A 24,838-nucleotide genomic window follows, 5' to 3' on the forward strand; every position below is an offset into this window, starting at 1 on the left:
TCTGAAATCTGAGCTGGGTCGCTGAGCTGGAAGCTCAGATCTCGTCGATCGACGAGGACTCGAAGCGGCTGGAGATGTTGATGCCGAGCTCCTCCGCGGCGCGGAAGGCGTCGTCATCCGTGTCGCGCAGGTTGACGGCGGTGCCGTCGGCCGAGAGGACCTCGACGTTCAGGCAGAGCGACTGCATCTCCTTCATGAGCACCTTGAAGGACTCGGGGATGCCGGGCTCCTGGATGTTCTCGCCCTTGACGATGGCCTCGTACACCTTGACGCGGCCGAGGATGTCGTCGGACTTGATCGTGAGGAGCTCCTGCAGCGCGTACGCGGCACCGTAGGCCTCGAGCGCCCACACCTCCATCTCACCGAAGCGCTGGCCACCGAACTGGGCCTTACCGCCGAGCGGCTGCTGGGTGATCATCGAGTAGGGACCCGTCGAACGCGCGTGGATCTTGTCGTCGACCAGGTGGTGCAGCTTCAGGATGTACATGTAGCCGACCGAGATGGGCGCCGGGAACGGCTCGCCGGAGCGGCCGTCGAACAGCAGCGTCTTGCCCGAGGAGTCGACCATGCGGTCGCCGTCGCGGTTGGGGATCGTCGAGTCGAGCAGACCCGCGATCTCCGCCTCGAAGGCGCCGTCGAACACCGGGGTCGCGACCTTCGTGCCGGGGGCGGCCTCGCGAGCCGACTCGGGCAGCTGGGCGGCCCACTCCGGGGTGCCCTCGACCTTCCAGCCCTGCTGGGCGATCCAGCCGAGGTGGAGCTCCAGGACCTGACCGAAGTTCATTCGACCGGGGATGCCGAGCGGGTTGAGGATGATGTCGACCGGCGTGCCGTCGGGCAGGAAGGGCATGTCCTCGATCGGGAGGATCTTGGCGATGACGCCCTTGTTGCCGTGGCGGCCGGCGAGCTTGTCGCCCTCGGTGATCTTGCGCTTCTGGGCGATGTAGACCACGACGCGGCGGTTGACGCCCGAGCCGAGCTCGTCGTCGCCGTCTTCGGCGTTGAACTCCTTGACCGCGATGATCGTGCCCTGCTCGCCGTGGGGCACCTTCAGCGAGGTGTCACGGACTTCGCGGCTCTTCTCGTTGAAGATCGCGCGGAGCAGGCGCTCCTCGGCGCTGAGCTCGGTCTCGCCCTTGGGCGTGACCTTGCCGACGAGGATGTCGCCGGGACGCACCTCGGCGCCGATGCGGATGATGCCGCGGTCGTCGAGGTCCTTCAGCAGGTCGGGGCTGACGTTGGGGAGGTCACGGGTGATCTCCTCCTTGCCGAGCTTGGTGTCGCGCGCGTCGACCTCGTACTCCTCGATGTGGATCGACGACAGCGTGTCGTCCTTCACGAGGTCCTGGCTGAGGATGATCGCGTCCTCGAAGTTGTGACCCTCCCACGTCATGAACGCCACGAGGAGGTTCTTGCCGAGGGCGAGCTCGCCGTTCTCGGTCGCGGGACCGTCGGCGATGACCTCGCCGGCCTCGATGCGCTCACCCGCGGAGACGACCACGCGCTGGTTGTAGGACGTGCCCTGGTTGGAGCGGTCGAACTTGCGGAGGAAGTAGTCCTGCGTTCCGCCCTCGTCGAGCTGGATGGTCACGACGTCGGCCGAGACCTCCAGGACGACACCCGACTTGTCGGCGGTGACGACGTCACCGGCGTCGATCGCGGCGAAGCCCTCCATACCGGTACCGACGACGGGCGACTCGCTGCGCACGAGCGGCACGGCCTGGCGCTGCATGTTCGCACCCATGAGGGCGCGGTTGGCGTCGTCGTGCTCGAGGAACGGGATGAGCGAGGTCGCCACCGACACCATCTGGCGCGGCGAGACGTCCATGTAGCCGATCTCGTCGACGGGGAACAGGTCGACCTCGCCACCCTGACCGCGGCGGGCCAGGATGCGGTCCTCCACGAAGTGACCGTCGGCCTGCAGGGCCACACCGGCCTGGGCGACGATGTGGTCGCTCTCCTCGCTGGCGGTGAGGTAGTCGATCGTGTCGGTCACACGGCCGTCGACGACGCGGCGGTACGGCGTCTCGATGAAGCCGAACGCGTTGATGCGGGCGAACGAGGCCAGCGAGCCGATCAGACCGATGTTCGGGCCTTCCGGGGTCTCGATGGGGCACATGCGGCCGTAGTGCGAGGGGTGGACGTCACGGACCTCGACGCCGGCGCGCTCACGCGACAGACCGCCGGGGCCCAGGGCCGACAGGCGGCGCTTGTGGGTCAGACCCGCGAGCGGGTTGTTCTGGTCCATGAACTGCGACAGCTGCGACGTTCCGAAGAACTCCTTGATCGCGGCGACGACGGGGCGCACGTTGATCAGGGTCTGCGGCGTGATCGCCTCGATGTCCTGCGTGGTCATGCGCTCGCGGACGACGCGCTCCATGCGCGACAGACCGGTGCGGACCTGGTTCTGGATGAGCTCGCCGACGGCGCGGATGCGACGGTTGCCGAAGTTGTCGATGTCGTCGGTGTCGAGGCGGATCTCCGCGGCCTGGCCGTTGCGGGTGCCGTCGAACGTGACGTCACCGCGGTGCAGGCGGACGAGGTACTTGATGGTCGCGACGATGTCGTCGACGGTCAGCACCGAGTCGCTCAGCGGCTTGTCGAGACCGAGCTTCTGGTTGATCTTGTAGCGACCCACCTTGGCCAGGTCGTAGCGCTTGGCGTTGAAGTAGAAGTTGTCGAGCAGCGCGCGCGCGGCCTCGGCGGCGACCTGCTCGCCCGGACGCAGCTTGCGGTAGATGTCGCGGAGGGCGTCTTCCTTGGTGAGGATCGTGTCCTTCGACAGCGTCTCTTCGATCGAGTCGAAGCCGCTGAACTCGGCGAGGATGTCTTCGCTGGTCAGGCCGAGGGCCTTGAGGAAGACGGTGACCGACTGCTTGCGCTTGCGGTCGATGCGCACGCCGACCTGGTCGCGCTTGTCGATCTCGAACTCGAGCCAGGCACCGCGCGAGGGGATGACACGGGCCGAGACGATGTCCTTGTCGGAGGTCTTGTCGGGCGTCTTGTCGAAGTAGACACCGGGCGAGCGGACGAGCTGCGACACGACGACACGCTCGGTGCCGTTGATGATGAACGTGCCCTTGTCGGTCTGGAGCGGGAAGTCGCCCATGAAGACCGTCTGCGTCTTGATCTCACCGGTCTGGTGGTTCATGAACTCGGCCTCGACGTACAGCGGGGCGGCGTAGGTCTTGCCGCGCTCCTTGCACTCTTCGATCGAGTACTTCTCGGGCTCGAGGTAGGGGTTCGTGAACGAGAGCTGCATGGTCTCGCTCAGGTCTTCGATCGGGGAGATCTCCTCGAAGATCTCCTCCAGACCGCTGATCTCGGGCACGTCGGTGCGACCGGCGGCCTGGGCCTCGGCGACGCGCGCCTTCCAGGCCTCGTTACCGACGAGCCAGTCGAACGACTCGGTCTGCAGCGCGAGCAGATCGGGAACGGTCAGCTTGTCGGAGATCTTCGCGAACGAGAGGCGGGATGCTCCGCGTCCGCTCTTCGGGGTGGTGGTGGTGGATGCGTTGCTCGCAGCAGCCAAGGGAATAACCTCCAGAAGCCCGGGCGAGGGGCTCGTGATTCCTTGTCGTCAGGTGGAGTGCGTTCCTGCCCCGATAACCTGCTCGTCGCACACCGCGGTGAGGCGGGGACGGGCAGGCTCAGCCGACCACCATATGAGGGCAGGGGGAATCGAGGAGCGCAAAGTCCAAGCATACGCGGCAGGACTCGCCGTGTCCAGTCGAATTCTTGACGCGTCTGCGGACCTGCGGTATAACCGCGTGCGCCTGTCGCCCATTCCCTCTCGGGCCCGCCCTCAGACGCGCCGGAACCGCACGCGATCGCCCGGTCTCACCTGCGCCAGCGCATCCAACGCGGCATCCGTCACCACGGCGATCACGGGATAACCACCGGTGACGGGGCCATCGGCCAGCAGGACGACGGGGCGGCCGTGCGGAGGCACCTGGATCGCCCCCGGACGCATCCCTTCGCTGGGCAGCTCGTCGTGTCGACCGCGGTCGAGGGCGGGGCCGTCGAGACGGACGCCGACGCGATCCACGTCGCTCGAGACGCTCCAGGGGGTGTCGAGAAGCGTCGCCCATGCGTCGGCCGCGAACCAGTCGGAACGGGGACCCTCCGCGACGGCGACCTCGTGCAGCGAGGGAGGAACCGTCCAGGGGAAGGCGTCGACCACGGGAACGGCGGATGCCGCGGACCCGGCATGCAGCACATCGCCCGCGTGCACGGGAGCGGGGCCGAGCCCCGCCAGCACGTCGCGCGCTCGCGAGCCCAGAGCGGCCGGGGCGGCGATCCCCCCGCGGACGGCGAGGTAGGCCCGCAGCCCCGCACGAGCGGACCCGAGGCGCACCTCGGCCCCGACGGGAACGAACTGGGGCGCGTAGGCGTCCACCGCGCGGCCGTCGACGACGACGTCGACCAGGGCTCCGGTCACGCACACCCACGCGTCGCGCTCGGCGCGGGCGACGAAGCCGCCGAGGGCGATCTCGAGACCGGCGGCCGCCTCGTCGTTGCCGACCAGGCGGTTGGCCACGCGCAGCGCCCGCCGATCGAGGGCCCCCGAGCGCGCGACACCGAGGGCGGCGCGACCGGCGCGGCCGAGGTCCTGCACGGTGGTGAACGCGCCGGGGTGGAGGACGCGGAGGGCGGGGCGGGCGTCGGCGGTCGCGACAGCTGCGGAGGGGGCTGAGCCCGTCGCCGCCTCCGGAGGCGGCGGCGCGGCGAGGGGTCCGGCGGCGACGCGCTCGCGCTCCGGGACGAAACGCACGCGCGCTCGCGGGGGCAGCAGCACCGGCGTGGCGGCATCCGGATCGAAGAGCACCGCGTCGGTCGAACCGATCAGCCGCCAGCCTCCCGGGGTCTCACGCGGATAGGCCCCGCTGAAGGCGCCCGCGATCCCCACGGCCCCGGCCGGCACGCGGGTGCGCGGCTGCGCCAGGCGCGGCACGTCGTGGCGCCACTCGTCGCTGACGAGGTAGGCGAACCCCGGGGCGAAGCCCGTGAAGGCCACCGTCCATTCCACCCCCGCGTGCCGGGCCACGAGATCGCCCGCGGGGATGCCCAGCAGCGCGGCGGTCTCGTCGAGATCGGCGCCGTCGTAGCGCACCCGCACCTCGACGAGAGGGCCGGGCGGCGCGGCTCCGGCGGGCGAGAGGGCGGCGCGGCGGATCCACTCCTCGACCGCCGCGCGACCGATGCGGCGCGGGTCGAACGCGACGAGGACGGTGCGCGCGGCCGGGACCAGCTCCTCCACGCCCGCGGGCGGCGCGACGGCGAGGGCCGCGTGCAGGGCCACGACACCGGCGAGGTCGGCGACCTCGGCCAACACGGCCCGCTCCCCCATGGGCCGCAGGGTGACGGATGCCGCGCGATCGGCATCCCCCGAGGACGTCACCACGGAGCGCGCACCGCGACACCGGCGTCGTCGAGAGCGATGCGCACCGCCCGCGCCATCTCGACCGCGGCGGGGCTGTCGCCGTGCAGGCAGAGGGAGGCCGCGTCGACCGGGAGGGAGGTGCCGTCGACGGCGTCGACCACTCCCTCGCGCACCAGCCGCAGCGCGCGCTCCGCCACCCGGGCGGGGTCGTCGAGCAGGGCTCCCGGGGTCCCGCGCGGGACGAGCGCGCCGTCGCGGGTGTAACCGCGGTCGAGAAAGGCCTCGCGCACGAAAGGAAGTCCCGCGGATACCGCAGCCTCGGCGATCGCCCCCGACAGACCGAGCACGGGCAGGGGCCGACCGAGGCGGGCGGAGTGGTCGGCGACGGCGGCGACGACCGCGGCCGCCTGCCCCGCGTCGTCGATCACCGCGTGGTACAGCGCGCCGTGGGGTTTGACGTAGCGCAGCTCGGCACCCGCCGCGGCGAGCGCGTCGAGCTGCGCCGCGATGCTCGCGCGAAGGTCGGCAGGGGCGGGGTCGCGGCGCACGCGGCCGAAGTTGTCGCGGTCGTCGTACGAGGGGTGCGCTCCGACGGCGACGCCGAAGCGGCGGGCCCGCTCGACGGAGGCCCGCATCGAGGCGGCGTCGCCCGCGTGCGCGCCGCAGGCGACGTTGGCGCTCGACACCACGGCGAACATCGCCTCGTCGTCGGCGGTCGGCATCCCGCCGACCGTCTCGCCGAGGTCGGCGTTGAGGTCCACCTGCATGCTGCCACGGTAGCGGCGGGGGGGCTGGGGCGGTGCCGCGCCCCTCACCGGAACACGGGATGCCCCGAGAACAGGACGCTCGGAGCCCGCGGCATCCTGTCCTCGACGGATCCCCCGTTCCCGACGCCCGGTCGGGCCTCGCCGCCGCCCGAGCCCCCTCACCGCCGCCCGGCCCGGTCGACGCCCCGCCCGGCGGCCGCCCCGCGGGCGAGGGGCGGGCCGGTAGCGTGAACGCATGGCCCGCATGCGCATCGAACCCGACGACGCCCCGACGGCTCGACTGTCGGACGGGTCGCTCGCACGCGTCTCTCCTTCGGGGTTCGTCTCGGGCTGGGAGCTCGTCGTCGACGGCACCCCGCAGTCGCACGTCGACCTCGACGACCCGACGCACCTGCACTTCGAGTACGTCGCGCGGATGGGCGCCGTCATCGACCGGCTCCGGATGCCGGGCCAGCCCCTCACCGCCGTGCACCTGGGCGCGGGTGCCCTCACGCTCCCCCGCTACGTGGAGGCCACGCGGCCGGGGTCGCGTCAGCAGGTGATCGAACTCGAGCCCGCGCTGTGGGACCTCGTGCGCGAGAACCTGCCCCTTCCTCGCGGCGCCTCGGTGCGCGTGCGCATCGGCGACGCGCGAGAGGGACTCGGTCGGCTGCCCGCGGGCCTGGACGGGGCCGTCGACCTGCTCGTCAGCGACGTGTACTCGGGTGCACAGACCCCGGCCCACCTCACCACGGTGGAGTTCTACCGCGCGGCATCCCGTCTCCTGGCACCCGACGGTGTCCTCCTGGTCAACGTCTCGGACGGACCCGGCCTGGCCTTCGCCCGTCGGCAGGTCGCAACCATCCGCGAGGTCCTCCCCGAGGTCATCGTGCTCGCCGAGGTGCAGGTGCTCAAGGGTCGCCGGTTCGGCAACCTCGTGGTCGCCGCCTCCGCCGCGCCCCTTCCCGTCGAGTGGCTGCCGCGCCTGATGGCGGCGGGACCCCACCCCGCGAAGGTGGCCCAGGGCGGCGAGATCGTCGAGTTCATGCGCGGGTCGCGTCCCGCCACGGATGCCGACGCGACGCCGTCGCCGAAGCCCTCGGCATCCATCTTCGAACGCTGACGTCGCCGGATGTCGGGCAAGGGGCTTTCGTCCCTCGACCGCGTGGCGCGTGCGGTGTCGGCACGAGGTCGGCGCAGACTGGAACTCCTGCCCGACCGAGAGGAGCGACGGTGAGCTACATCCACGGGTACGACCCCGACACGTTGCGTGAGATCACCGACTCCCGCGAGTGCCAGGAGCGTCTCGACGAGATCGGGTCGCAGCGCAGTCTGCATGCCCTCCTCGAGCGGGTGTGGCTGCTGAAGGTGCTCGACCGGTTCGACGAGGCCTTGGCCGTCTCGGAGCAGTCCGTGCGCGTGGCCCGCATGGCCGGGACCCGCCGCGATCTGCTGCGCGCGCGCATCCTGCACGCCACGATCATGCAGTGCCGGGGCGCCTACGCCGCCGCCGAGCAGGAGCTCACCATGTGCGCCGAAGAGGCTGAGGGACAGGGCTGGGCGAGCATCGCCGCCTTCGCGCTGCAGCACCGCGGCAAGGTGCACTACGACGAGGGCGACTACGAGGGCGCCCGTCGCGACTTCAAGCAGGCGCTCTTCCTCCGTCAGAACGCCGGAGCCACCGACGCGCAGCTCGAGTCCACGCTGCTGGCGATCGACGCAGCCGACCGTCGACGCACGCGCGAGGTCGTCGCGAGCTGAATGTCGTAGGCCACGCCTAATCTTCCGGTCATGTCCGATCTGCAGCGCGTACGCACGTGGGCCGAGGCGCTGATCACCCTGCACCTCGACGCGTCGTGGACGTTCGCGTTCGACAACGCCAAGCGACGCGCGGGGCTGTGCGACTACAGCCGCAAGCGCATCAGCGTCTCGCGGTATCTGGCCGCCCGATACGACGACGACACCAACCATCAGACGCTCCTGCACGAGGTCGCGCACGCGCTCGCGGGGCCCTCGGCCGGCCACGGGCCGCGCTGGAAGCGCACGGCGCTCGAGCTCGGCTACGTCGGCGGCACGACCCACGCCGGAGAGACGGCGAACGAGCTCGCCCCGTGGGTGGGCACCTGCCCCGCCGGGCACGTCGCCTATCGTCACCGACGCGCGACGCGGCCGACGTCCTGCGCGAAATGCGCTCCGTCGTTCGACCCGCGCTTCGCGCTGTCGTGGGTGCACCGCGACATCACGCGCGCCGAACGTCGCGCTGCCGCCACTCCGCGGTGATGGCCTGCGGCGGGTGTCGCCGGGCCCGCGGCCGTCCGCGAGGGGCGGGCCCGATGATGTCGTCGCGTCATCCGTCCCGGCCCGCGCTGACAACACTTCGGCCTCGAAAGTCGTTCGCGGGCTGACGCCCGGGCCTCGGGGCTCACGCGCCGACGAAGACCCCGTCGCGCAGCACCGGGACCACGGATGCCGCGTCGCGCGCGGCCGCGGCGAGCACGGCGTCGCGACCCCCGTCGGCGGCGAGCGCGCGTCCCCCGCCGCTCGCCGTGAGCAGGTGGCGCACCGCCCCGCCCAGGGCACGGAAACCCTCGCCGGCGACGGCGGCGTCGGGCGAGGCGTGGTCGATGCCGAGGTCGCCGAGGGCGGCGATCACGGCGCCCGCACCGAGAAGGTCCTCGACGGCGAAGCGCACACCCTGATCGTCAGTCGACCCGGCGGCGAGGATCGAGATGCTGGTGCGCTCGCCGCGGGAGCGCTGCACCTCGAGCACGTGCGCCGCCACCGCCGCCGCGTTGCGCAGACCTGCCGCGACCACGTGGGCGCCCGTCTCGTGCGCCGCCCGGGCGAGCGCGGCCACCTCGTCGTCGTCCGCCGACACGTCGAGGCCGGCGGCGTTCTCGACGGCGGCGAGGGCGTGGGCGGTCAGGCCGAGAGGCTGCACGATCACCACGACGTGGGCGGGGGCGAGACGGCGGAGCCCACCGAGGCCCCATTCCAGGCGCACCTGGTAGTCGGACTGCGACAGGGCGGGGTCGATCGGCATCCCTCGATGCTAGAACGACGAGGACGTCGCGCCCGCCGGTCCTCCCCGCTGATGACGGATGCCGCGGCGGGGGGCGGTTCGTCACGGCGCGGCCGTCAACCCATCGCTCACCCCCAGGCGGATCGGGCACCATCTGAACATGCGGATCCTGCTGAAGTTCGTGATCGACTGCGACCCCGACGCCGCGTGGCGCGCCCTGCACTCCCCGCGCGCGGTCGCGGAGCTGTACGGACCCCTTCTCACCGTGGACGGGCTGACCCAGATGCCCCCCACCTTCGAATCCGGTGACGACGTGCCCGTGCAGATGAGCGTGGCCGGTGTCGTACCCGTCGGGCGCCAGCTCATCTCGGTGGCGGATCGGGAGACCAGCGACGCGCACGGTCGCGTCCGCGTGTTCCGCGACTGGGGCGTTCCGTTGACCGGACCGCTCTCGACCCTCGACGTGTGGGACCACCAGATGGCGGTCTCCGCCGCCCCCGGTGAGCCGGGGAAGACCCTGTGGCGGGAACGCCTCACCATCGGCGGCGCGACGGCCCCCGCGCTGTGGCCCGGGCTGTGGGCGACGTGGCAGTGGCGCGCCGCCCGGATCCGAGCGCTCGCCCCGACCTGGGCGCACGACCCCGAAGACGAGCCGAACGCCGAGGGATGAGCGACGTGCACGTGCGCGCGGCGACGCCCGGCGACAGCCGGTGCATCGCCCACGTGCACGTGCAGAGCTGGCGCGAGGCACGCACCGCGCAAGTGCCCGGCGCGCTCGTCGAACAGCTCGACGTCGAGCTCTCGGAATGGCGGTGGGCGGCGCGGCTGCGCGGGGAGACACCCCCGGGAGCCGAGCGCCTCGGGGACGCCTGGGTGGCCGTCGTCGACGACCGCGTGATCGGCTTCGCCTCGGGCGGGCCGACGCGCGACGCCGATCGCCCGCGGTCGGAGTCGGAGCTGTACGCCCTGTACGTGCTCGCGAGCCACTACGGCACGGGCGCGGGGGCGGCGCTGCTGCAGGCAGCCGTCGGGACCGGCGCCGCCAGTCTTTGGGTGCTGTCGGACAACGAGCGCGCCCTCGCGTTCTACGCCAAGCACGGCTTCGCGCCCGACGGTGCCGCCCGGGCCGACGAGCGATGGGGCGGGTCGCTGACGGAGCTGCGCCTGACGAGGTGAGAGCCGGCCTCAGACGAGCCCGTGCCGGTAGGCGAAAACCACGAGTTGCACGCGGTCGCGCACCGCGAGCTTGGTCAGGATGCGGCTGATGTGGGTCTTCACGGTCGCCTCCGACAGGAACTCGCGCTCGGCGATCTCGGCGTTGCTGAGCCCCGTGGCGGCGAGCGCGAAGATCTCCTGCTCGCGCTCGGTCAACGCGCCGAAGGCCTCGGGGACCGGCTCGGCACCGGCGCCGTCGGCGATGTGGGCGAAGAGTTCACGGGTGGCCTCCGCCGCGATGACGGCGGAGCCGGCGTGCACGGTCCGCACCGCCGAGAGCAGGAACTCCGGCTCGGCGTCCTTCAGCAGGAATCCGCTCGCGCCGCGCTGGATCGCCCGAGCGGCCGCCTCGTCGAGATCGAACGTCGTGAGCACGACCACGCGGGGTGCGTCGGGCTCGCGCAGGATCTCGGCCGTCGCCGTCAGGCCGTCCATCACGGGCATGCGCACGTCCATCAGCACGAGGTCGGGGCGCGTCGCCCGCACGACCTCGATCCCCTCCCGTCCGTCGGAGGCTTCTCCCACCACCTCGAGGTCGGGTTGCGAGTCGATCACCATGCGGATGCCGGCGCGGAACAGGGCCTGATCGTCGACGAGGACGATGCGGACGGGGGCGGTCATGCGAGGGAGCCTCTCGTGCGGGGATGGGTTCTCGGCATCCGTCCGCTCACTGCGGGGAGCCGATCGGAAGAGTGGCCTGGACGACGAATTCGCCGTACTCGGGCTCGGCCGTCAGCCGACCGCCGACGAGCTGTGCGCGCTCGCGCATCCCGATGAGCCCGTGGCCGCCGGCAGCGGGCACGCCGACGGCAGCAGACGTGGAGCGGGCGTTGCGGACCGACAGCTCGACGCGGTCGGCGAACCACCCGAGACGGACGCGCACGCGGGGATCGACGCCGTGGCGGAGCGCGTTGGTGAGGGCCTCCTGCATGATGCGGAAGACCGCCAGCTGGATCGCGGCGGGCGGTTCGCCGGGCGGGACCGGGTCGACACGGACATCGAGCTCGACACCTGCCGCACGCACCCGGTCGAAGAGCTGATCGAGGTCGGCGAGAGTCGGCTGGGGGCCCTCTCCCTGGCTGTGGCGCAGCTGACTGAGGAGCACACGCACGTCGGTGAGGGCCGCCCGCGCGGTCGACGAGATCGTCGCGAGGGCGTCGGAGGCCGCCGCGGGATCGGCGGCGGCCGCGTACCGTGCGCCGTCGGCCTGCGCGATGACCACCGCGAGCGAGTGCGCGACCACGTCGTGCATGTCGCGGGCGATGCGCACGCGCTGCTGCTCGGCGATCGTCTCGGCCTCGGCGGCGCGCTGCGCCCGGCTGTTCGCTGCGGCGCGCACGGCCGTGCGCACCAGGGCGCCCGACACCCACGCGAGCATGAGCGCGAACCCGGATGCCAGCAGCAGGGCGCCCACGGCGAACCAGTCGTTGATCGTGAGCGGCGCCGACAAGCCCCGACCCACGAGGTAGAGGGGGACGATCGCCGCCCCCGCGATGCCCGAGGCGAACCCCCACCAGAAGACCCGCCTGCTGCCGTACGCGGCGGTCGTGTAGAGCACGGCGAAGATGGCGAGGTCGGTGGGCGACGGCTGACGTCCGAAGCCCATCTGCAGGAACGCCCCCGCCCAGGCCAGCACGAGGGCGAGTCCGGGCTGCAGGCGGCGCATCGCCAGCGCAGCGGTGAGGGCGAGGGCGACGAGGACCGCGCCGACGTTCTCCCCGACGACGGCGAGAGGGGCCAGCGCCCCGCTCGAGGTGCCCGCCAGCTCGACAGCAAGGGCGAGCAGCCCGAAGACCCCGGCGACACCGAGGTCGGTGACCAGTTGATAGCGCTGCAGCGGGCGGAGGGTGAGCATCGTCCTCACGCTACGCGGCGACGCCGGGCGCGGCATCCGCCTGGGGATGTATCCGGGAGCCTCGGAAGGAGGACACCGGGGCGGCGTCAGCCGGGGAAGTCGGCGGGCTCGATCGGGCGCGCTTCGAAGAAGGTCTGCAGCACGACGGTCGTGCGCGTGTTGACCTGTGCGGCGGCACGGATGTCGCGGATCAGCGCCTCGAGATCGCGCGGCGTCGGGACCCGCACGAAGAGCATGTACGCCGCCTCGCCCGCGATCGAGTGGCAGGCCTCGATCGCGCTCAGGTGAGCGAGCAGCTCGGGGGCGTTGTCGGGCTGGGCGGGGTCGAGCGGGGTGATCTCGACGAAGGCCGCGAGCGGACGACCCAGGGCCTCGGCGTCGAGGATCGGACGATACCCCTGCACGATGCCCCGGGCCTCGAGGCGGCGCAGACGCGACTGCACGGCGGAGACCGAGAGGCCGACGCGCTCGGACAGGTGCGAGAGCGTCGCACGAGCATCGATCGAGATCTCGCGGACGATCGCCGCGTCCACCGCGTCGTCGAGGCGGGGGGCGCGCGCGGGGACCTCGGTCATGCGCTCGACAGTAGCAGTGCACCCGAACGGCACCCTGGTGCGTGCCGTAAGTTTTCCGTTAGCATAACGTTTTAGCAGGAATATTTACAGTCCCGATCGGAGGATGCCATGACCACCGCGACACCCATCCGTGCTGACCAGGATCTGCTCGGCGGTCGCACCGTCGACGCGGTCGAGCACACCCCCGCCTGGACCCGGCTCAAGGCCGCCGCGACAGCACTGCAGACGCTGCAGGCGAAGGACGGCTCGATCGACGACACCGCCGCCGCGGGGCCCCTCATCGACGACGTCGTCGAAGCGATCGACGCCCTCGCGCCGCTGTTCCCGCACGACGCCGCCTACCTCTCCGCCTCCGTCGCCGACTTCCGTCGATGGAAGGCCGAGGGGCTCGGGACGCCCGACTTCCTCGACTCCCTCGTGGCGTTCCAGCCCCAGGAGCACCGGGTCGACGGCATCCGTCACCTCGTCGTGTTCCCCATGTACACGCAGAACGGCTCGAGCTCGCGTCACGTCGAGGCGGTGCTGGTCGAGGCGATCTGGCCCGAGTTCATCGCCCGCCTGGAGACGGAGTACACCAACCGCCTGTTCGTCTCGCTGCGCCTCATCGACTTCACCGCGGGCTACGACACGAACTCCGCCGTGCTCTTCCCCGAGACGGTCGCGATGCGTGAGATCCCGACCTTCACCTGGGGCGCGATCTTCCAGGACCGCGAGGCCGCGCGGTACCGCCGGGTGACGCGCGCCGCCGCGGAGATCACGAAGCTCGACCTGCCCGAGGCCGCCGCGCGCATGCTCGACGACCAGGCGCTGACCGAGCAGACGTTCGTGATGTGGGACATCATCCACGACCGCACGCACATGCGCGGCGACCTGCCCTTCGACCCGTTCATGATCAAGCAGCGGATGCCGTTCTTCCTCTACTCGCTGGAGGAACTGCGCTGCGATCTCACCGCCTTCCGCGAGTGCGTGTCGCTGCAGGCCCGCCTCTCGGCGCGCGACGACCTCGACGAGGCGGAGCGCGCGATGCTCGAGCACGCCGAGCTCGTGCAGTACGCCGTCATCTTCGATCGCATCTTCCGCTTCGCCATCACCGGGTCGCGCGTGCGCAACTACGACGGACTGGGCGGGCAGCTTCTCTTCGCGTGGCTCCACCAGCGTCGCGTGCTGCACTGGACCGACACGTCGCTCGCGTTCGACTGGGACGAGGTGCCGGCCGCGGTCGTGGCCCTGGCCGACGCGATCGACGAGCTCTACTGGCGCTCGATCGACCGACCGAAGACGGCGCACTGGCTCGCCGCGTACGACCTCGTGCGCGCCGTCGTGACCCCGCACCCCGCCTCGGTATGGGCGCGAGGCCTCCCCGACGACGTGCTCGCGGGCCTGCCCAAGGGGTACACCGACGCGGTGCTCGACGACGAGTTCCCCCTGTCGATGTTCTTCGAGGCGCTGGAGAAGAAGATGCGCCCGGTGATCGCCTCCACGGAGGGCATCCGCGGGACGGACTGACGCCGCGGCCCGGCTCCGGGCGCGCCGCGGCGCCGCGGCCGCACTCACGAGCGTTCGAGTGTCCAGGACACGCCGCGTTGGGCCGCGAGGAGCGGCGTGTCTTGGACACTGGACAGGGTCGCGGCCCCTGGCACGAGCCGCGGGGCACTCGCGCGCGCGGCTTGTGACGAGGACACTCGAGGGAACGTGACCGGCCGAGCATGACGGAGGACGCATGAGCGACGTGACGCAGACGGAGACGCCGACGCCGGAGCAGGCACAGGAGCTGGTGCGGGGGCGCCTCGTCCTCCTCGCGGGCGGGACGAGCGCGGTGGGCCGCGCCGCGGCGCGCGCGCTGCTCGAGGCGGGCGCGCGGGTGGTGATCGTGGGCTCCGACGCGACGCGTCTGACCGAGGCCGCGGCGGACGCGCCCGGTGCCCACGCGGAGCTGTGCGACCTCACCGACGCGGATGCCGTGTCCGCGCTGCGCGAGCGCGTGCACGCCGCGCACGGCGACGTGGACGGCGTCCTCCACCTCGTCGGGGGATGGCGTGGCGGCGGCGGGCTGGCCGGTCAGAGTGACGAGGACTTCGCGTTCCTGCTCCGCTCGCTCACAGCGCTCCGGGCCGTCAGCCGCGCCTTCGACGAGGACCTGCGGGCCTCGCCCGCCGGCCGTCTCGCCATCGTGTCGTCGACCTCGGTCGCCCGCCCTCTCGCCGGCGGCGCGAACTACGCGGCCGTCAAGGCTGCGAGCGAGGCGTGGACGCGTGCGGTCGCCCAGGGATTCGCGAAGAACGCCCGCGACGCGGAACGCGCGATCTCCGCGGCGGCCGTCATCTTCCGCGTGAAGAGCCTGGACGGTCTCGAGGAGGCCCTGGCCGCCGCCTTCGTCGCCCTGTGGGACGACACGGCGGACGCGTTCAACGACGTCGTGATCGAGGTCGGGGCGGGCGCCTGAGGTCAGCCTCCGGGATGGGGATCGCGCGCGGCCCCGCGTTCCGTCGACTCTCGGTCTGAGGCGCCGGGTGTCGCGGCGTCGTCACGGCGCGACCCATCGGGAACCGCCGCCGCCGCAGACGCCGTGACAGGGACGACGGCCCCGTCACCGACGGCATCCCCGTCATCGGATGCGGCGGGCGCGGCATCGACATCGCCGGTGACAGCGGCCGATCGGTACTGCGCCGACAGGACGCGATACGACCGCGTGGAGAAGGCGAGTACGCCGACCACGACCATGACGAGACCCGCCATCACGAAGACGAGTGCGATGCCGCGCGATTGTCCGTCGCCGAGCAGCCATCCCCACGTGGCGCGTCCGTCCGCTCCTTCCATGTAGGGGATGACCACGAACTGGGCGATCGGGGCGATGAGGAACGAGGTGATCGGGGCGGCCGCCGACTCGAATGCCGCGGCGAAGCCGAAGACACGGCCCTGGGTGGTGAACGGCACGACCTTCTGGATGACGGTCTGCTCCGCCGCCTCGACGGGAGGGATTAGCGCCATGTACACCCAGATACCGATCGCGTAGAGCCACCACCAGTCGCGGAGCGTGAACACCGCTCCGAGCGCGCCCATGGCGATGACGATCCACAGCATGGTGCGGATCGGGTTCTTGCCGAGTCCGAACTTCGCGACGAGCCCTCCGCCGATGATGAAACCGGTCGCGGTCACCGCGAGGACGACGCCCCACACTTCGGCGTCGTAGACACGGCCGTCGATCTCGATGCGGAACAGCTCGAGACCGTAGGGGTCCATGAGCGCCATGTAGACGCCGCCGATGAGATTGTTGAACGTCGAGAAGACGATGAGGGCGAACAGCCCCGGTGCGGCTCGGACCGCTCGCACGGCTCCGCCCAGGTCGACGAGAGGACCCCGTTCGACGCCCGCCGCCGGACGAGGTTCGGGGATGCGGATCGTGAGGAGGTGCACGAGCGCCACGATGGTGAGCCCCACGGCGATCGCCAGCGTCCACCCCATGCCGAGGAATCCGACCGAGAGCCCGCTGAAGACACTCGTCACGACGAACGCGAGACCCTGGACCGTGCCGACGAGGCCGTTCGCGTTCGCGTGACGCTCGACCGGCACGAGGAGGGTGACGGTGGTCGAGAGCGCGATGTTGCGGAGGTTCTCGATGACCGCGCCGCCCAGGATGATCCCGGAGAACAGCCAGAACCACGGTCCGCCGAGATCGAGCAGCGCCGCCTCCGGGAAGGCCATCCAGAGCGCGCCCGCGAGGAGGAAGGCTCCCAGCGTCACCACGCCGGAGAAGACCATGACGCGATGCTTTCGATGCCGGTCCACCAGGGAGCCGAAGACCATCGCGAAGATCGCGAGCAGCAGCATGTAGGCGCCACCCACGATGCCCGTCGCCAGCACCGAACGGGTCTCGAGGTAGACCCAGAACGTGAGCGCGAACCAGAGGAAACTCGTCGTGACGTTGGCGGCGGCGGTGTTGATCAGGACGGCCAGGAACGTGCGCTGCCCACCCTCGACGGCGCCGGCCACCAGGGCTTCGGGAGGCTGCGGAGCGGACATGAGCACACGCTAGACCCGCCCTCCGACATCGGCCAGACCCGTTCGCCACCCGGTCCGGCGCCGTGTCAACCGCTCACACGGTCGGGAAGCGGGGGTCGCGGGCGTAGTCTGCGAGACGTGCGTCGAGAGCCGCGCGGACCTGAACCGGTGCGTCCTCGCCGATCAGCACGCGCAGACGCTCATCGCCGTCGTCGCACACGTGCGCGAAGATCTGCTCCGCGGCATCCTCCGGTCGCGTTCCACCGGTCGGTTCGGATGACGCCGGCCAGGGGATCTCGGCTCGACCGAACAGCCGCGTGCGGAGGTCGTCGTAGACGGGGAGAGCCTGCGCGAAGCGCATGTTCGAGCCCGCCCAGTCGGTGTCGAGGGCACCCGGTTGGATGATGGACACGCGCACGCCGAATCCTCGCACCTCGGCGGCCAGCGCCTCGCTGAACGCCTCGAATCCCCACTTGGAGGCGTTGTAGAGGCCGAGAAGGGGCATCACGCCGACACCGCCCACCGTGGAGATCTGCACGATGCGCCCCGATCCCCGCGCTCGCATCAGGGGAACCACTGCCTGACTGAGCCACAGCGGCCCGAGCATGTCGGTCTCGACGACTGCGCGAACCTCGTCCTCGGATACCTCCTCGACCGCGCCGATCAGGCCGTACCCGGCGTTGTTCACCAGGACGTCCAGCCCTCCCCCACTCGCGGCGGCCGTCTCGACCGCGGCGCGCGCCGCCCCCCGATCGCGGACGTCCAGCGGAAGGACCGTGAGCCTGTCGTGGGTGGGGAGTTCCTTCCCCGGTCGAACCGTCGCGACGACGGTGTGACCGGCCGCCAGGACGCGGGCGACCAGCGCCCGCCCCAGGCCGCTGCTCGCGCCGGTGATCATCCACGTCTTCGAAGAGGTCATAGCGTCACCGTACGCGAAAATGGACGGACCGTCTCGTTTCTCGCATACGATGGCCGCATGGCGAGATCGGCGACCCGCAAACGCGTGCACGACGCCGTCCTCGGCCTCCTCCGCGAGGGTCGGGTGGGGTCGCTGAGCATGGAAGGAGTCGCCGCGCGTGCGGGGGTCAGCAAGCAGACCCTGTACCGGTCGTGGCCGACGACCGGCGCGATCGTGTTCGACGCCCTCCTCGCTCGCAGCGAGGGTCCTGACGGAGATGTCGTCGTCCCGGACACCGGCGATCTGAGCGCCGACCTGGTCACCCTGGCATCCGGAATGGTCTCCGAACTCACGGGAGCGGAGACGGAGCCTCTCCTGCGCGCGGTCACCGCGGAGGTGCAGATCGACGCCGAGGTGGCCGCCCAGTACCGCGCCCTGCTCCTGGCTCCGCAGATGGCGGCGATCGCGCGGCGCTTCCGGGATGCCGGCGCCGTCGATCCCGAGGAGTGCGCCGAGCTCTTCGTGGGCCCCCTCCTGCACCGCTGGCTCCTGCGCTCTCAGCCGTTCAGCCGGGAATGGATCGCACGCCACGTCACCCGGACGGTGCGAGCGACGGCGAACTGAGCGACGGCTTTCCGCGACCGCCGGAGGATCGCTCGCGATCGCACCGTCGGACGGACCACCCCGAGGTCGCGACGCCGAACGGGCTCCGCGATCGAGCGGCGCCCTGCGTGCGGCTCAGTCGAGGAGGCTCCGGATGTCGTCGGCCGTCAGACGCGGTCCCCCGGCGAAGCTGACGTCGCCGTCGTCGGCGCCCCCGTCGAGCACGCGGGAGAAGAGCTCGGACTTCGCCTCCCGAAGTGCCACGACCTTCTCTTCGACGGTGTCGGAGGAGACCAACCGGTACACGATGACGGGTCGGGTCTGCCCGATGCGGTGGGCGCGGTCGATCGCCTGCTCCTCGACGGCGGGATTCCACCACGGGTCGAGCAGCACGACGTAGTCGGCCTCCACCAGGTTGAGCCCCACCCCGCCGGCCTTGAGCGAGACGAAGAACGCCGGGTCATCACCGTCACGGAACCGGTCGATCTCGGCTTGACGGTTGATTGTGGTGCCGTCGAGATACCCGGATGCCAGGCCCGCGTCGGTGCAGCGCTGGCGAGCCGCTCGAAGGAACCGCGTGAACTGGCTCAGCACGAGCACGCGATGCCCCTCCGCCTCCGCCTCGACCAGCAGGTCTTCGAGCGCGTCGAGCTTCGCCGAGGGCGCGTCGCCCTCGTCGACGAGCGCGGGGTCGAGCGCCAGCTGCCGCAGCATCGTGAGGGAGCGGAAGATCGCGAACCGGTTGCCCTCGGCGTCGTCGTCGAGCAGCCCCAGCAGACGCTGACGCTCGCGGTGGAACCGCCGATCGTAGAGCTTGCGGTGCGCGGGGTGAAGGGCCACCTCGATGATGGTCTCCTGCTTGGGCGGGAGTTCGGCGGCGACGAGATCTTTGGTCCGCCGGAGCAGGAACGGCCGGATACGTCGGCGCAGGAGATCGAGCCGTTCGGCATCGGCGCCCTTCTCGATGGGCGTGCGGTACAGCTCGGTGAAGGACTCGCGGGTTCCGAGCAGTCCCGGCGCCACGAGCGACATGAGCGCCCACAGCTCGAGGAGGTTGTTCTCCATCGGCGTGCCGGTGATGACGAGCGTGAAGGGCACCGCGAGGGCCCGGGCCGCCCGGTATCCGCGAGACGACGGGTTCTTGATCTGCTGCGCCTCGTCGAGCACGAGTCCCGACCAGGCGACCTCGGCGTACTGCTCCTGCTCGAGACGGAACAGGGCGTAGCTGGTGACGACGACGTGCGCCCCGGCCGCGGCCTCGGCGATGCTGTTCGCACGCCGCGCCCGTGTGGCGGCGATCGTTCGGACCTCGAGGTCGGGCGCGAAGGTCGCGCACTCCCGTGCCCAGTTGCCCACGACGCTCGTCGGCGCGACGATCAGGAAGGGCGGAAGCGTCGGGTCGTCGGCACGCGCCGCTTCCATCATCGCGATCGACTGCACTGTCTTGCCCAGTCCCATGTCGTCGGCGAGGATGCCGCCGAGCCCCTGGGTGCGCAGGAAGTGGAGCCAGTCGAGGCCCGAGCGCTGGTAGTCGCGGAGGGTCGCCCGCAGGCCCTCCGGGGGCTCGATCCGGGTGAGGGACGCCTCGTCGGTCAGCCCCCGCACGCGCAGCCACCACTCGGCTTCGTGGACGGCGAGCATGCCGAGCTCGGACAGGTCGTCCCACAGCCCGACGTTGTAGCGGTTGATCGTCAGCTCGTCGCCCGGCCGATCGGCGAGGGTCCGGGCCTCGTCGATGACGGACCGGAGGCGATCGAATTCCGGACTGTCGAGCCGGACGTACTCCCCGTCGCCCAGGAAGAGAACCCGGTCGCCGAGCGCCAGGGCGGTGTAGAGGGCGGTGAAGTCGACCTCGACGTCGCCCACGGTCACCCGGGCGTTCAGGTCGAACCAGTCGCTGCCGTCGTCGGGGCCGGTGCTGAGCTGCACCACGGGAGCCTGGGCCGATGCGCGGTACTCGGGGTCGTCGCCGCGCACCTCCACGCGGACGGACGCGAGGGCCCTCAGCTGCGGCAGCATCTCGCCGGCGAACACGGCCGCCGTCGCGGGCGCCATCGCGCGGGCCGGCGCGGTCCCCGTCGTGAAGGGCGCGGGCATGTCGATCCGAAGTTCATCGGCGAGGGCGGAGACCGCGCGCCACACGGCGCCCTCGTGCTCGTCGTGCCGACGGCCCTGCGTCGATGAGCGGTCCCACCGCGTCGCGAGCGACGTGGACCCCTCGAGATGCTCGACGGTCACCTCGAGCACGGGGCGCGGCGCCGGAGGAACCTCGACCGTGCCCCGCGGCGACACCACCGGCGCGTCGAGCTGCAGCCGCGGGAGGTAGTCGTGCAGGAAGGTCTCGGATCCGCGCTCGTCGACCGTGAGCGCACTCGATCGGGCGAGCAGCCCGCGGACCGGTCCCGACGCGGGTGTCGCCAGCCGCGCGAGCGTGATCCGCTCGTCGTCGCCGTCGCGGTCGGCGACGAAGGCCACGGCCACGGCGGGGTCGCCCACCACCCAGGAGGGCAGGGCGGCCGTCTCGACGTCGACGCCCTCCACCGTCCCGCGCACGTGCAGGGTGGAGCCGCGGCGGTCGAGCGACACCGCCGCGGTCACGGGCTCGTCGACGACGCGGACCGGGTGATGGACACCGGCACCCGACACGAGCGGGACCCCGGCGGCGACGACCGCCTCCAACTGCAGCCACAGCGAGTGGGGCGGGACCGCGGAGAGCGGCATCCACTCGTCGGAGAGGTACGCGCCGGCGCTGAAGCGCCCCAATCGCCCCAGGCTGTCGAGCGCGGCGCGTGCCCGCGGATCAGCTGGAAGGGCCGCCAGGGCCGACCAGCCGGCCCGGCCCTTGATCCACGTGCCGCGGGAGCCCCGGACCCCCGGCCGCGCGCTGAGGGTGAGCGCCGTTCCGTGTCCGCGCCCGCCGCCGCGACGGATGGAGAGGAACAGGCAGAGATCGAAAGGGGCCTCGTCGTTGACGACCGGGGCGGCGGCGAACAGTTCGTCGAGCGAGCGCTGCCACTCGGCGCGGGGCGGGCGCCCCGCCGAGATGAGGCGGTCGAACAGCACGAGAGCCGCCGCGCACGAGTGCTCGCACTCGGGGCCGCGCCCGCACGAGCACCAGCCCGACAGGCGGGACAGATCGTCGGGGACGCGGAGCTCGAGGTGTTCGTGCCCCGACGCCCCGAAGGACTGCGCCGTGACGACCAGCACGCCGCTGACGGATCGGGCGTCGCCCACCTCGACCGAACCGTAGACGAGCAGGCGGTCGGCGCGCATCATCGCGGATGCCGAGAACATCTCGCCGGCGATGCTGAGTGCTTCGGGGTCCAACCGCATGCCTCCATTGTGGTCGGGACCGCCGACACCCCGACGCGGTGTGCGGATATCCGTGGAGCGATCCCCCCTGGGGAGGAGCCGGGAAAAGTTACGCTGGAGGGGTGACTTCCCTCCACGACACGTCGGTGCGCGGCTTCGCGTCCGACAACTATTCCGGCATCCACCCCGACGTGCTCGCCGCGATCGCGACGGCCAACGAAGGCCACCAGGTCGCGTACGGCGAAGACGTCTACACCGCGCGCCTGCAGGAGCTGTTCGTCTCGCTGCTGGGCGACGGCGTCGAGGCGTACCCCGTCTTCAACGGCACGGGCGCCAACGTCGTCGGGCTGCAGTCGATGCTCCCCCGCTGGGGCGCCGTGATCTCGGCATCCACCGCGCACATCAACGTCGACGAAGGCGGAGCACCCGAGCGCGTGGGCGGCATCAAGCTGCTCACGGTCCCCACCGACGACGGCAAGCTCACACCCGAGCTCGTCGACCGCGAGGCCTGGGGCTGGGGTGATGAGCACCGCGCACAGCCGCTGGTGGTCTCGATCACGCAGTCGACCGAGCTGGGCACCCTCTACAGCGTCGACGAGATCCGCGAGCTCGCGGCGCACGCGCACGGGCACGGCATGCGGCTGCACATGGACGGCGCGCGCATCGCGAACGCCGCCGCCGCCCTCGACGTGCCGCTGCGCGCCTTCACCCGTGACGCGGGGGTCGACGTGCTGAGCTTTGGCGGAACGAAGAACGGCGCCATGATCGGCGAGGCCATCGTCGTGCTCGACCCCGAAGCCTCGACCGGTCTGACGTACCTCCGAAAGCTCGACATGCAGCTCTCGAGCAAGATGCGCTTCGTCTCGGCTCAGCTCGTCGCCCTTCTCGACGGCGACCTGTGGCTGCGCAACGCCCGGCACTCCAACGCGATGGCGCAGCGCCTGCGCGCGGGCGTCGAGGCGGGTCTCGCCGACGGCTCGATCCAGGGCGTCGAATTCACGCAGCCCACGCAGGCCAACGGCGTGTTCGCGACCCTGCCGGTCGGAGTGGCCGATCGCCTGCGCGCGAGCTTCCGGTTCTACGACTGGGACGAGATGCGCCGCGAGGTGCGCTGGATGTGCTCCTTCGACACGACCGAAGACGACATCGACGCCTTCGTCGCCGCGATCGCGCGCGAGACGGCCGCGTGATCTGACGCATCGACACCCGTCGCGGGCGGGAACGACGCGAGAGCGAGGGCCGCGGCATCCGGATCGCCGATGCCGCGGCCCTCGTCGTCTCAGGCCCCCGCGAGCCAGTCGCGGTAGGCGTCGAACGTGCTCTCGCGTCCGAGGAAGGCCTCCACGAGCTCACGCGCGTCGCGCGTGCCGCCGGGCTCGAGGATCTCGCGACGGTAACGCGTCGCCGTGTCGACGTCGAAGAGGTCGTCGCCGAACGCCGACAGCAGATCGCGCGCGATGACGAGGCTCCACTGGTAGGTGTAATAGCAGGCCCCGTAGCCCGTCAGGTGACCGAACCCGGCATACGAGTGCGAGCCGTCGAGCGGGGTCACCGGACTCGCGGCGCGGTAGTAGCCGTCGACCGCGGACTGCAGGTCGGCGGGCCGATCGACGTGCAGGCGGTACGAGGTCGTCGCGTGCCCGAGCTGCCTGGTCACCTCGAGACCGCGCCCGAAGGCGTCGGCCGTGCGCATGCGCGCGACGAGGTCGGCGGGGATGGAGTCGCCCTGGTCGTTCACGGCGAAGGCGGCGAGCGCCTCGGCGTCCCACGCCCATTCCTCGAGCAGCTGGCTGGGCGCCTCGACGAAGTCCCACTCGGTGGCGACCCCCGTCCACCGCGCCCATTTCTGGTGGCCGCCGAGGATGTCGTGCACGAGATGACCGAATTCATGGAAGAAGGTCACGACCTCGTCGTGCTCGAGCAGTCCGCGCGAGAAGTTGCACAGCAGGACCGATTCCGGCAGCGCGCGTCCCGCGATGCCGGAGGCGAGTCCGAAGCATGCGGCGTGGTTGTACTTGCCCTCGCGGGGGTGGAGATCGAGGTGGATGCGACCGAGTCGCTCGCCCGCGCGGACGACGTCGTACGTGCGCACGTCGTCGTGCCACGAGGGAGCCTCGACGGGCACGTACTCCACGTCGAGCAGGCGCCCGGTGGTGGCGAGCACCCCGTCGAGCACGCGGTCGAAGCGGAAGTACGATCGCACCAGCTGCGCGTCGACGTCGTACTCCTCGCGCTTGAGCGCGCTGAGGACGTACCAGAAGTCCGCGATCGTGACGGCGTCGGCGGCGGGGTCGTCGCGGCGCAGGCGGGCGAGGACGCGCTCGTACTCGGCGGTCGCCGCCGGGGCCGCCGCCTCCGCGACCCGTTCGAGGAACGCGGCGACCGCGGCGCTCGAGCCGATCATGCGCGTCTCGGTCTCGTAATCGGCCCAGTCGCCGTATCCGAGCATCCGGGCCCGCTCGGCACGGACGGCGAGCAGCTCGGCCAACACGGGCTCGTTACCGGGCCACGCGAGGTCGTTGTACGCGCCCACCAGCGCGTGGCGCACTGACCGGTCGCGCGCATACTCGCGCACGGGCATGAGATCGGTGTACTCGGTGGTGAGCGTGACCATCCCCTCGTCGTCGGCGGGGTGCTCCGCGAGGAAGTCGTCGGGCAGGCCGTCGAGCGCCGACGCCGGGACCTTGATCTCGCGACGGCCTTCGCGGATGTTGCGCGAGAACGTCAGCGATAGCTCGGTGTCGCGATCGGTCAGCTCCCGCACGCGCTCTCGGTCGGCATCCGCGAGGTCGACGCCCCCGCGACGGAAGTCGCGCCGCACGTGCTCGAGGAAGCGCTGCTCGTCGGCGTCGAGCCCGTCGGGGTCGGCCTCGGCGAAGACGCTCCACAGCCCGCGATCGAGGAGGCGGCGCGACTGCACGGCATCCACGGCCTGCGCCTGCTTCTCGGCGGCGTCGCGGACACCGGCATCGGGGTGCGACTCGCTGAGGAGGTGGGAGGGCGCCGCGGCCTCGGCGAGCGCGAGATCCGCCTCGTTCCAGAGCGCGAGACGCTCCCGCAGCGTCATTTCGGCCTCGGCGACGAGTCGCGCGTCGATCTCGGCCACCCGATCGAGAAGAGTGCGCGGGCGCTCATGGGCGAAGGCGCGCCAGCCGTCGAGGTCGCGGGGCAGGGTCAGGGGTTCCAGGGGAGAATCCGGCATCCTTCGACCCTAGGCAGAGCCTCCGACG

The 24,838-nt window shown here is 71.5% G+C and carries 20 protein-coding genes; 9 read left to right on the forward strand and 11 right to left on the reverse strand.

Going from position 1 to position 24,838, the window contains the following annotated elements; genetic code table 11:
• Nucleotides 1–34: 34 nt before the first annotated feature.
• From rpoB to pxpA, 3 genes are all read right to left on the reverse strand, one after another.
• Nucleotides 35–3,532, reverse strand: a complete 3,498-nt coding sequence (rpoB, locus tag RWH45_RS04345) for a DNA-directed RNA polymerase subunit beta (RefSeq protein WP_315993663.1) — start codon at nt 3,530–3,532, stop codon at nt 35–37.
• Nucleotides 3,533–3,805: 273 nt separating this feature from the next.
• The gene (locus RWH45_RS04350; RefSeq protein ID WP_315993664.1) at nt 3,806–5,404 is read right to left on the reverse strand and encodes a 5-oxoprolinase subunit B/C family protein; all 1,599 of its coding nucleotides are present in this window, start codon (nt 5,402–5,404) and stop codon (nt 3,806–3,808) included.
• Entirely contained in the window at nt 5,398–6,150 is a 753-nt protein-coding gene (gene pxpA / locus RWH45_RS04355; RefSeq protein WP_315993665.1) for a 5-oxoprolinase subunit PxpA, read from the reverse strand. The genes RWH45_RS04350 and pxpA overlap by 7 nt, the downstream gene beginning before the upstream one ends.
• 235 nt (nt 6,151–6,385) lie before the next feature.
• On the opposite strand from pxpA, the gene RWH45_RS04360 reads away from it, so the two are divergent.
• The 3 genes from RWH45_RS04360 (at nt 6,386) to RWH45_RS04370 (ending at nt 8,409) form a co-directional block, all read left to right on the forward strand.
• On the forward strand, nt 6,386–7,252 hold the full coding sequence (locus RWH45_RS04360) for a spermidine synthase (RefSeq protein ID WP_315993666.1): 867 nt from the start codon (nt 6,386–6,388) through the stop codon (nt 7,250–7,252).
• Between the two features lie 110 nt (nt 7,253–7,362).
• Entirely contained in the window at nt 7,363–7,890 is a 528-nt protein-coding gene (locus RWH45_RS04365; RefSeq protein ID WP_315993667.1) for a hypothetical protein, read from the forward strand.
• A 30-nt stretch (nt 7,891–7,920) separates the two neighbouring features.
• Entirely contained in the window at nt 7,921–8,409 is a 489-nt protein-coding gene (locus tag RWH45_RS04370) for a SprT-like domain-containing protein (RefSeq protein WP_315993668.1), read from the forward strand.
• A gap of 142 nt (nt 8,410–8,551) precedes the next feature.
• Here RWH45_RS04370 and RWH45_RS04375 read toward each other — a convergent pair whose 3' ends face one another.
• Complete coding sequence (locus RWH45_RS04375; RefSeq protein ID WP_315993669.1) at nt 8,552–9,172, reverse strand: 2-phosphosulfolactate phosphatase; 621 nt, start codon at nt 9,170–9,172, stop codon at nt 8,552–8,554.
• Between the two features lie 139 nt (nt 9,173–9,311).
• On the opposite strand from RWH45_RS04375, the gene RWH45_RS04380 reads away from it, so the two are divergent.
• A complete protein-coding gene (locus tag RWH45_RS04380; RefSeq protein ID WP_315993670.1) occupies nt 9,312–9,821 on the forward strand; it encodes a hypothetical protein in 510 nt (169 codons plus the stop codon).
• Nucleotides 9,818–10,327 carry a GNAT family N-acetyltransferase gene (locus RWH45_RS04385; RefSeq protein ID WP_315993671.1) on the forward strand — a complete coding sequence of 170 codons (510 nt, stop codon included), beginning with the start codon at nt 9,818–9,820 and terminating at the stop codon, nt 10,325–10,327. Before RWH45_RS04380 ends, RWH45_RS04385 begins: the two co-directional genes overlap by 4 nt.
• Before the next feature lie 9 nt (nt 10,328–10,336).
• Here the strand turns inward: RWH45_RS04385 and RWH45_RS04390 are convergent, their stop codons facing one another.
• The 3 genes from RWH45_RS04390 to RWH45_RS04400 all read right to left on the reverse strand — a co-directional run bounded on the left by RWH45_RS04390 (nt 10,337) and on the right by RWH45_RS04400 (nt 12,796).
• Nucleotides 10,337–10,987 (reverse strand): response regulator, encoded by a 651-nt coding sequence (locus RWH45_RS04390; protein WP_315993672.1) that lies wholly within the window; start codon nt 10,985–10,987, stop codon nt 10,337–10,339.
• A gap of 46 nt (nt 10,988–11,033) precedes the next feature.
• A complete protein-coding gene (locus tag RWH45_RS04395; protein ID WP_315993673.1) occupies nt 11,034–12,221 on the reverse strand; it encodes a sensor histidine kinase in 1,188 nt (395 codons plus the stop codon).
• 86 nt (nt 12,222–12,307) lie between these two features.
• Nucleotides 12,308–12,796: an Lrp/AsnC family transcriptional regulator gene (locus tag RWH45_RS04400; RefSeq protein ID WP_315993674.1), complete on the reverse strand. Its 489-nt coding sequence runs from the start codon at nt 12,794–12,796 to the stop codon at nt 12,308–12,310.
• A gap of 108 nt (nt 12,797–12,904) precedes the next feature.
• Here RWH45_RS04400 and RWH45_RS04405 point away from each other — a divergent pair, with 108 nt between their 5' ends.
• Together RWH45_RS04405 and RWH45_RS04410 are read left to right on the forward strand one after the other, a co-directional pair.
• Nucleotides 12,905–14,302, forward strand: a complete 1,398-nt coding sequence (locus tag RWH45_RS04405) for a DUF6421 family protein (RefSeq protein ID WP_315993675.1) — start codon at nt 12,905–12,907, stop codon at nt 14,300–14,302.
• Between the two features lie 214 nt (nt 14,303–14,516).
• Nucleotides 14,517–15,239, forward strand: a complete 723-nt coding sequence (locus RWH45_RS04410) for an SDR family NAD(P)-dependent oxidoreductase (protein ID WP_315993676.1) — start codon at nt 14,517–14,519, stop codon at nt 15,237–15,239.
• A 2-nt stretch (nt 15,240–15,241) separates the two neighbouring features.
• On the opposite strand, the gene RWH45_RS04415 is transcribed toward RWH45_RS04410, so the two are convergent.
• Nucleotides 15,242–16,816: an MFS transporter gene (locus RWH45_RS04415; RefSeq protein WP_315993677.1), complete on the reverse strand. Its 1,575-nt coding sequence runs from the start codon at nt 16,814–16,816 to the stop codon at nt 15,242–15,244.
• 73 nt (nt 16,817–16,889) lie between these two features.
• Nucleotides 16,890–17,714 (reverse strand): SDR family NAD(P)-dependent oxidoreductase, encoded by an 825-nt coding sequence (locus RWH45_RS04420; protein ID WP_315993678.1) that lies wholly within the window; start codon nt 17,712–17,714, stop codon nt 16,890–16,892.
• 57 nt (nt 17,715–17,771) lie between these two features.
• Here RWH45_RS04420 and RWH45_RS04425 point away from each other — a divergent pair, with 57 nt between their 5' ends.
• On the forward strand, nt 17,772–18,317 hold the full coding sequence (locus tag RWH45_RS04425; RefSeq protein WP_315993679.1) for a TetR-like C-terminal domain-containing protein: 546 nt from the start codon (nt 17,772–17,774) through the stop codon (nt 18,315–18,317).
• Between the two features lie 114 nt (nt 18,318–18,431).
• Here RWH45_RS04425 and RWH45_RS04430 read toward each other — a convergent pair whose 3' ends face one another.
• Entirely contained in the window at nt 18,432–21,629 is a 3,198-nt protein-coding gene (locus tag RWH45_RS04430) for a DEAD/DEAH box helicase (RefSeq protein ID WP_315993680.1), read from the reverse strand.
• A 101-nt stretch (nt 21,630–21,730) separates the two neighbouring features.
• On the opposite strand from RWH45_RS04430, the gene RWH45_RS04435 reads away from it, so the two are divergent.
• A complete protein-coding gene (locus RWH45_RS04435) occupies nt 21,731–22,798 on the forward strand; it encodes a threonine aldolase family protein (protein ID WP_315993681.1) in 1,068 nt (355 codons plus the stop codon).
• 89 nt (nt 22,799–22,887) lie between these two features.
• On the opposite strand, the gene RWH45_RS04440 is transcribed toward RWH45_RS04435, so the two are convergent.
• Complete coding sequence (locus RWH45_RS04440) at nt 22,888–24,810, reverse strand: M3 family metallopeptidase (protein ID WP_315993682.1); 1,923 nt, start codon at nt 24,808–24,810, stop codon at nt 22,888–22,890.
• Nucleotides 24,811–24,838: the final 28 nt, after the last annotated feature.

The organism is Microbacterium galbum (assembly GCF_032464915.1).
Taxonomy (GTDB): domain Bacteria; phylum Actinomycetota; class Actinomycetes; order Actinomycetales; family Microbacteriaceae; genus Microbacterium; species Microbacterium galbum.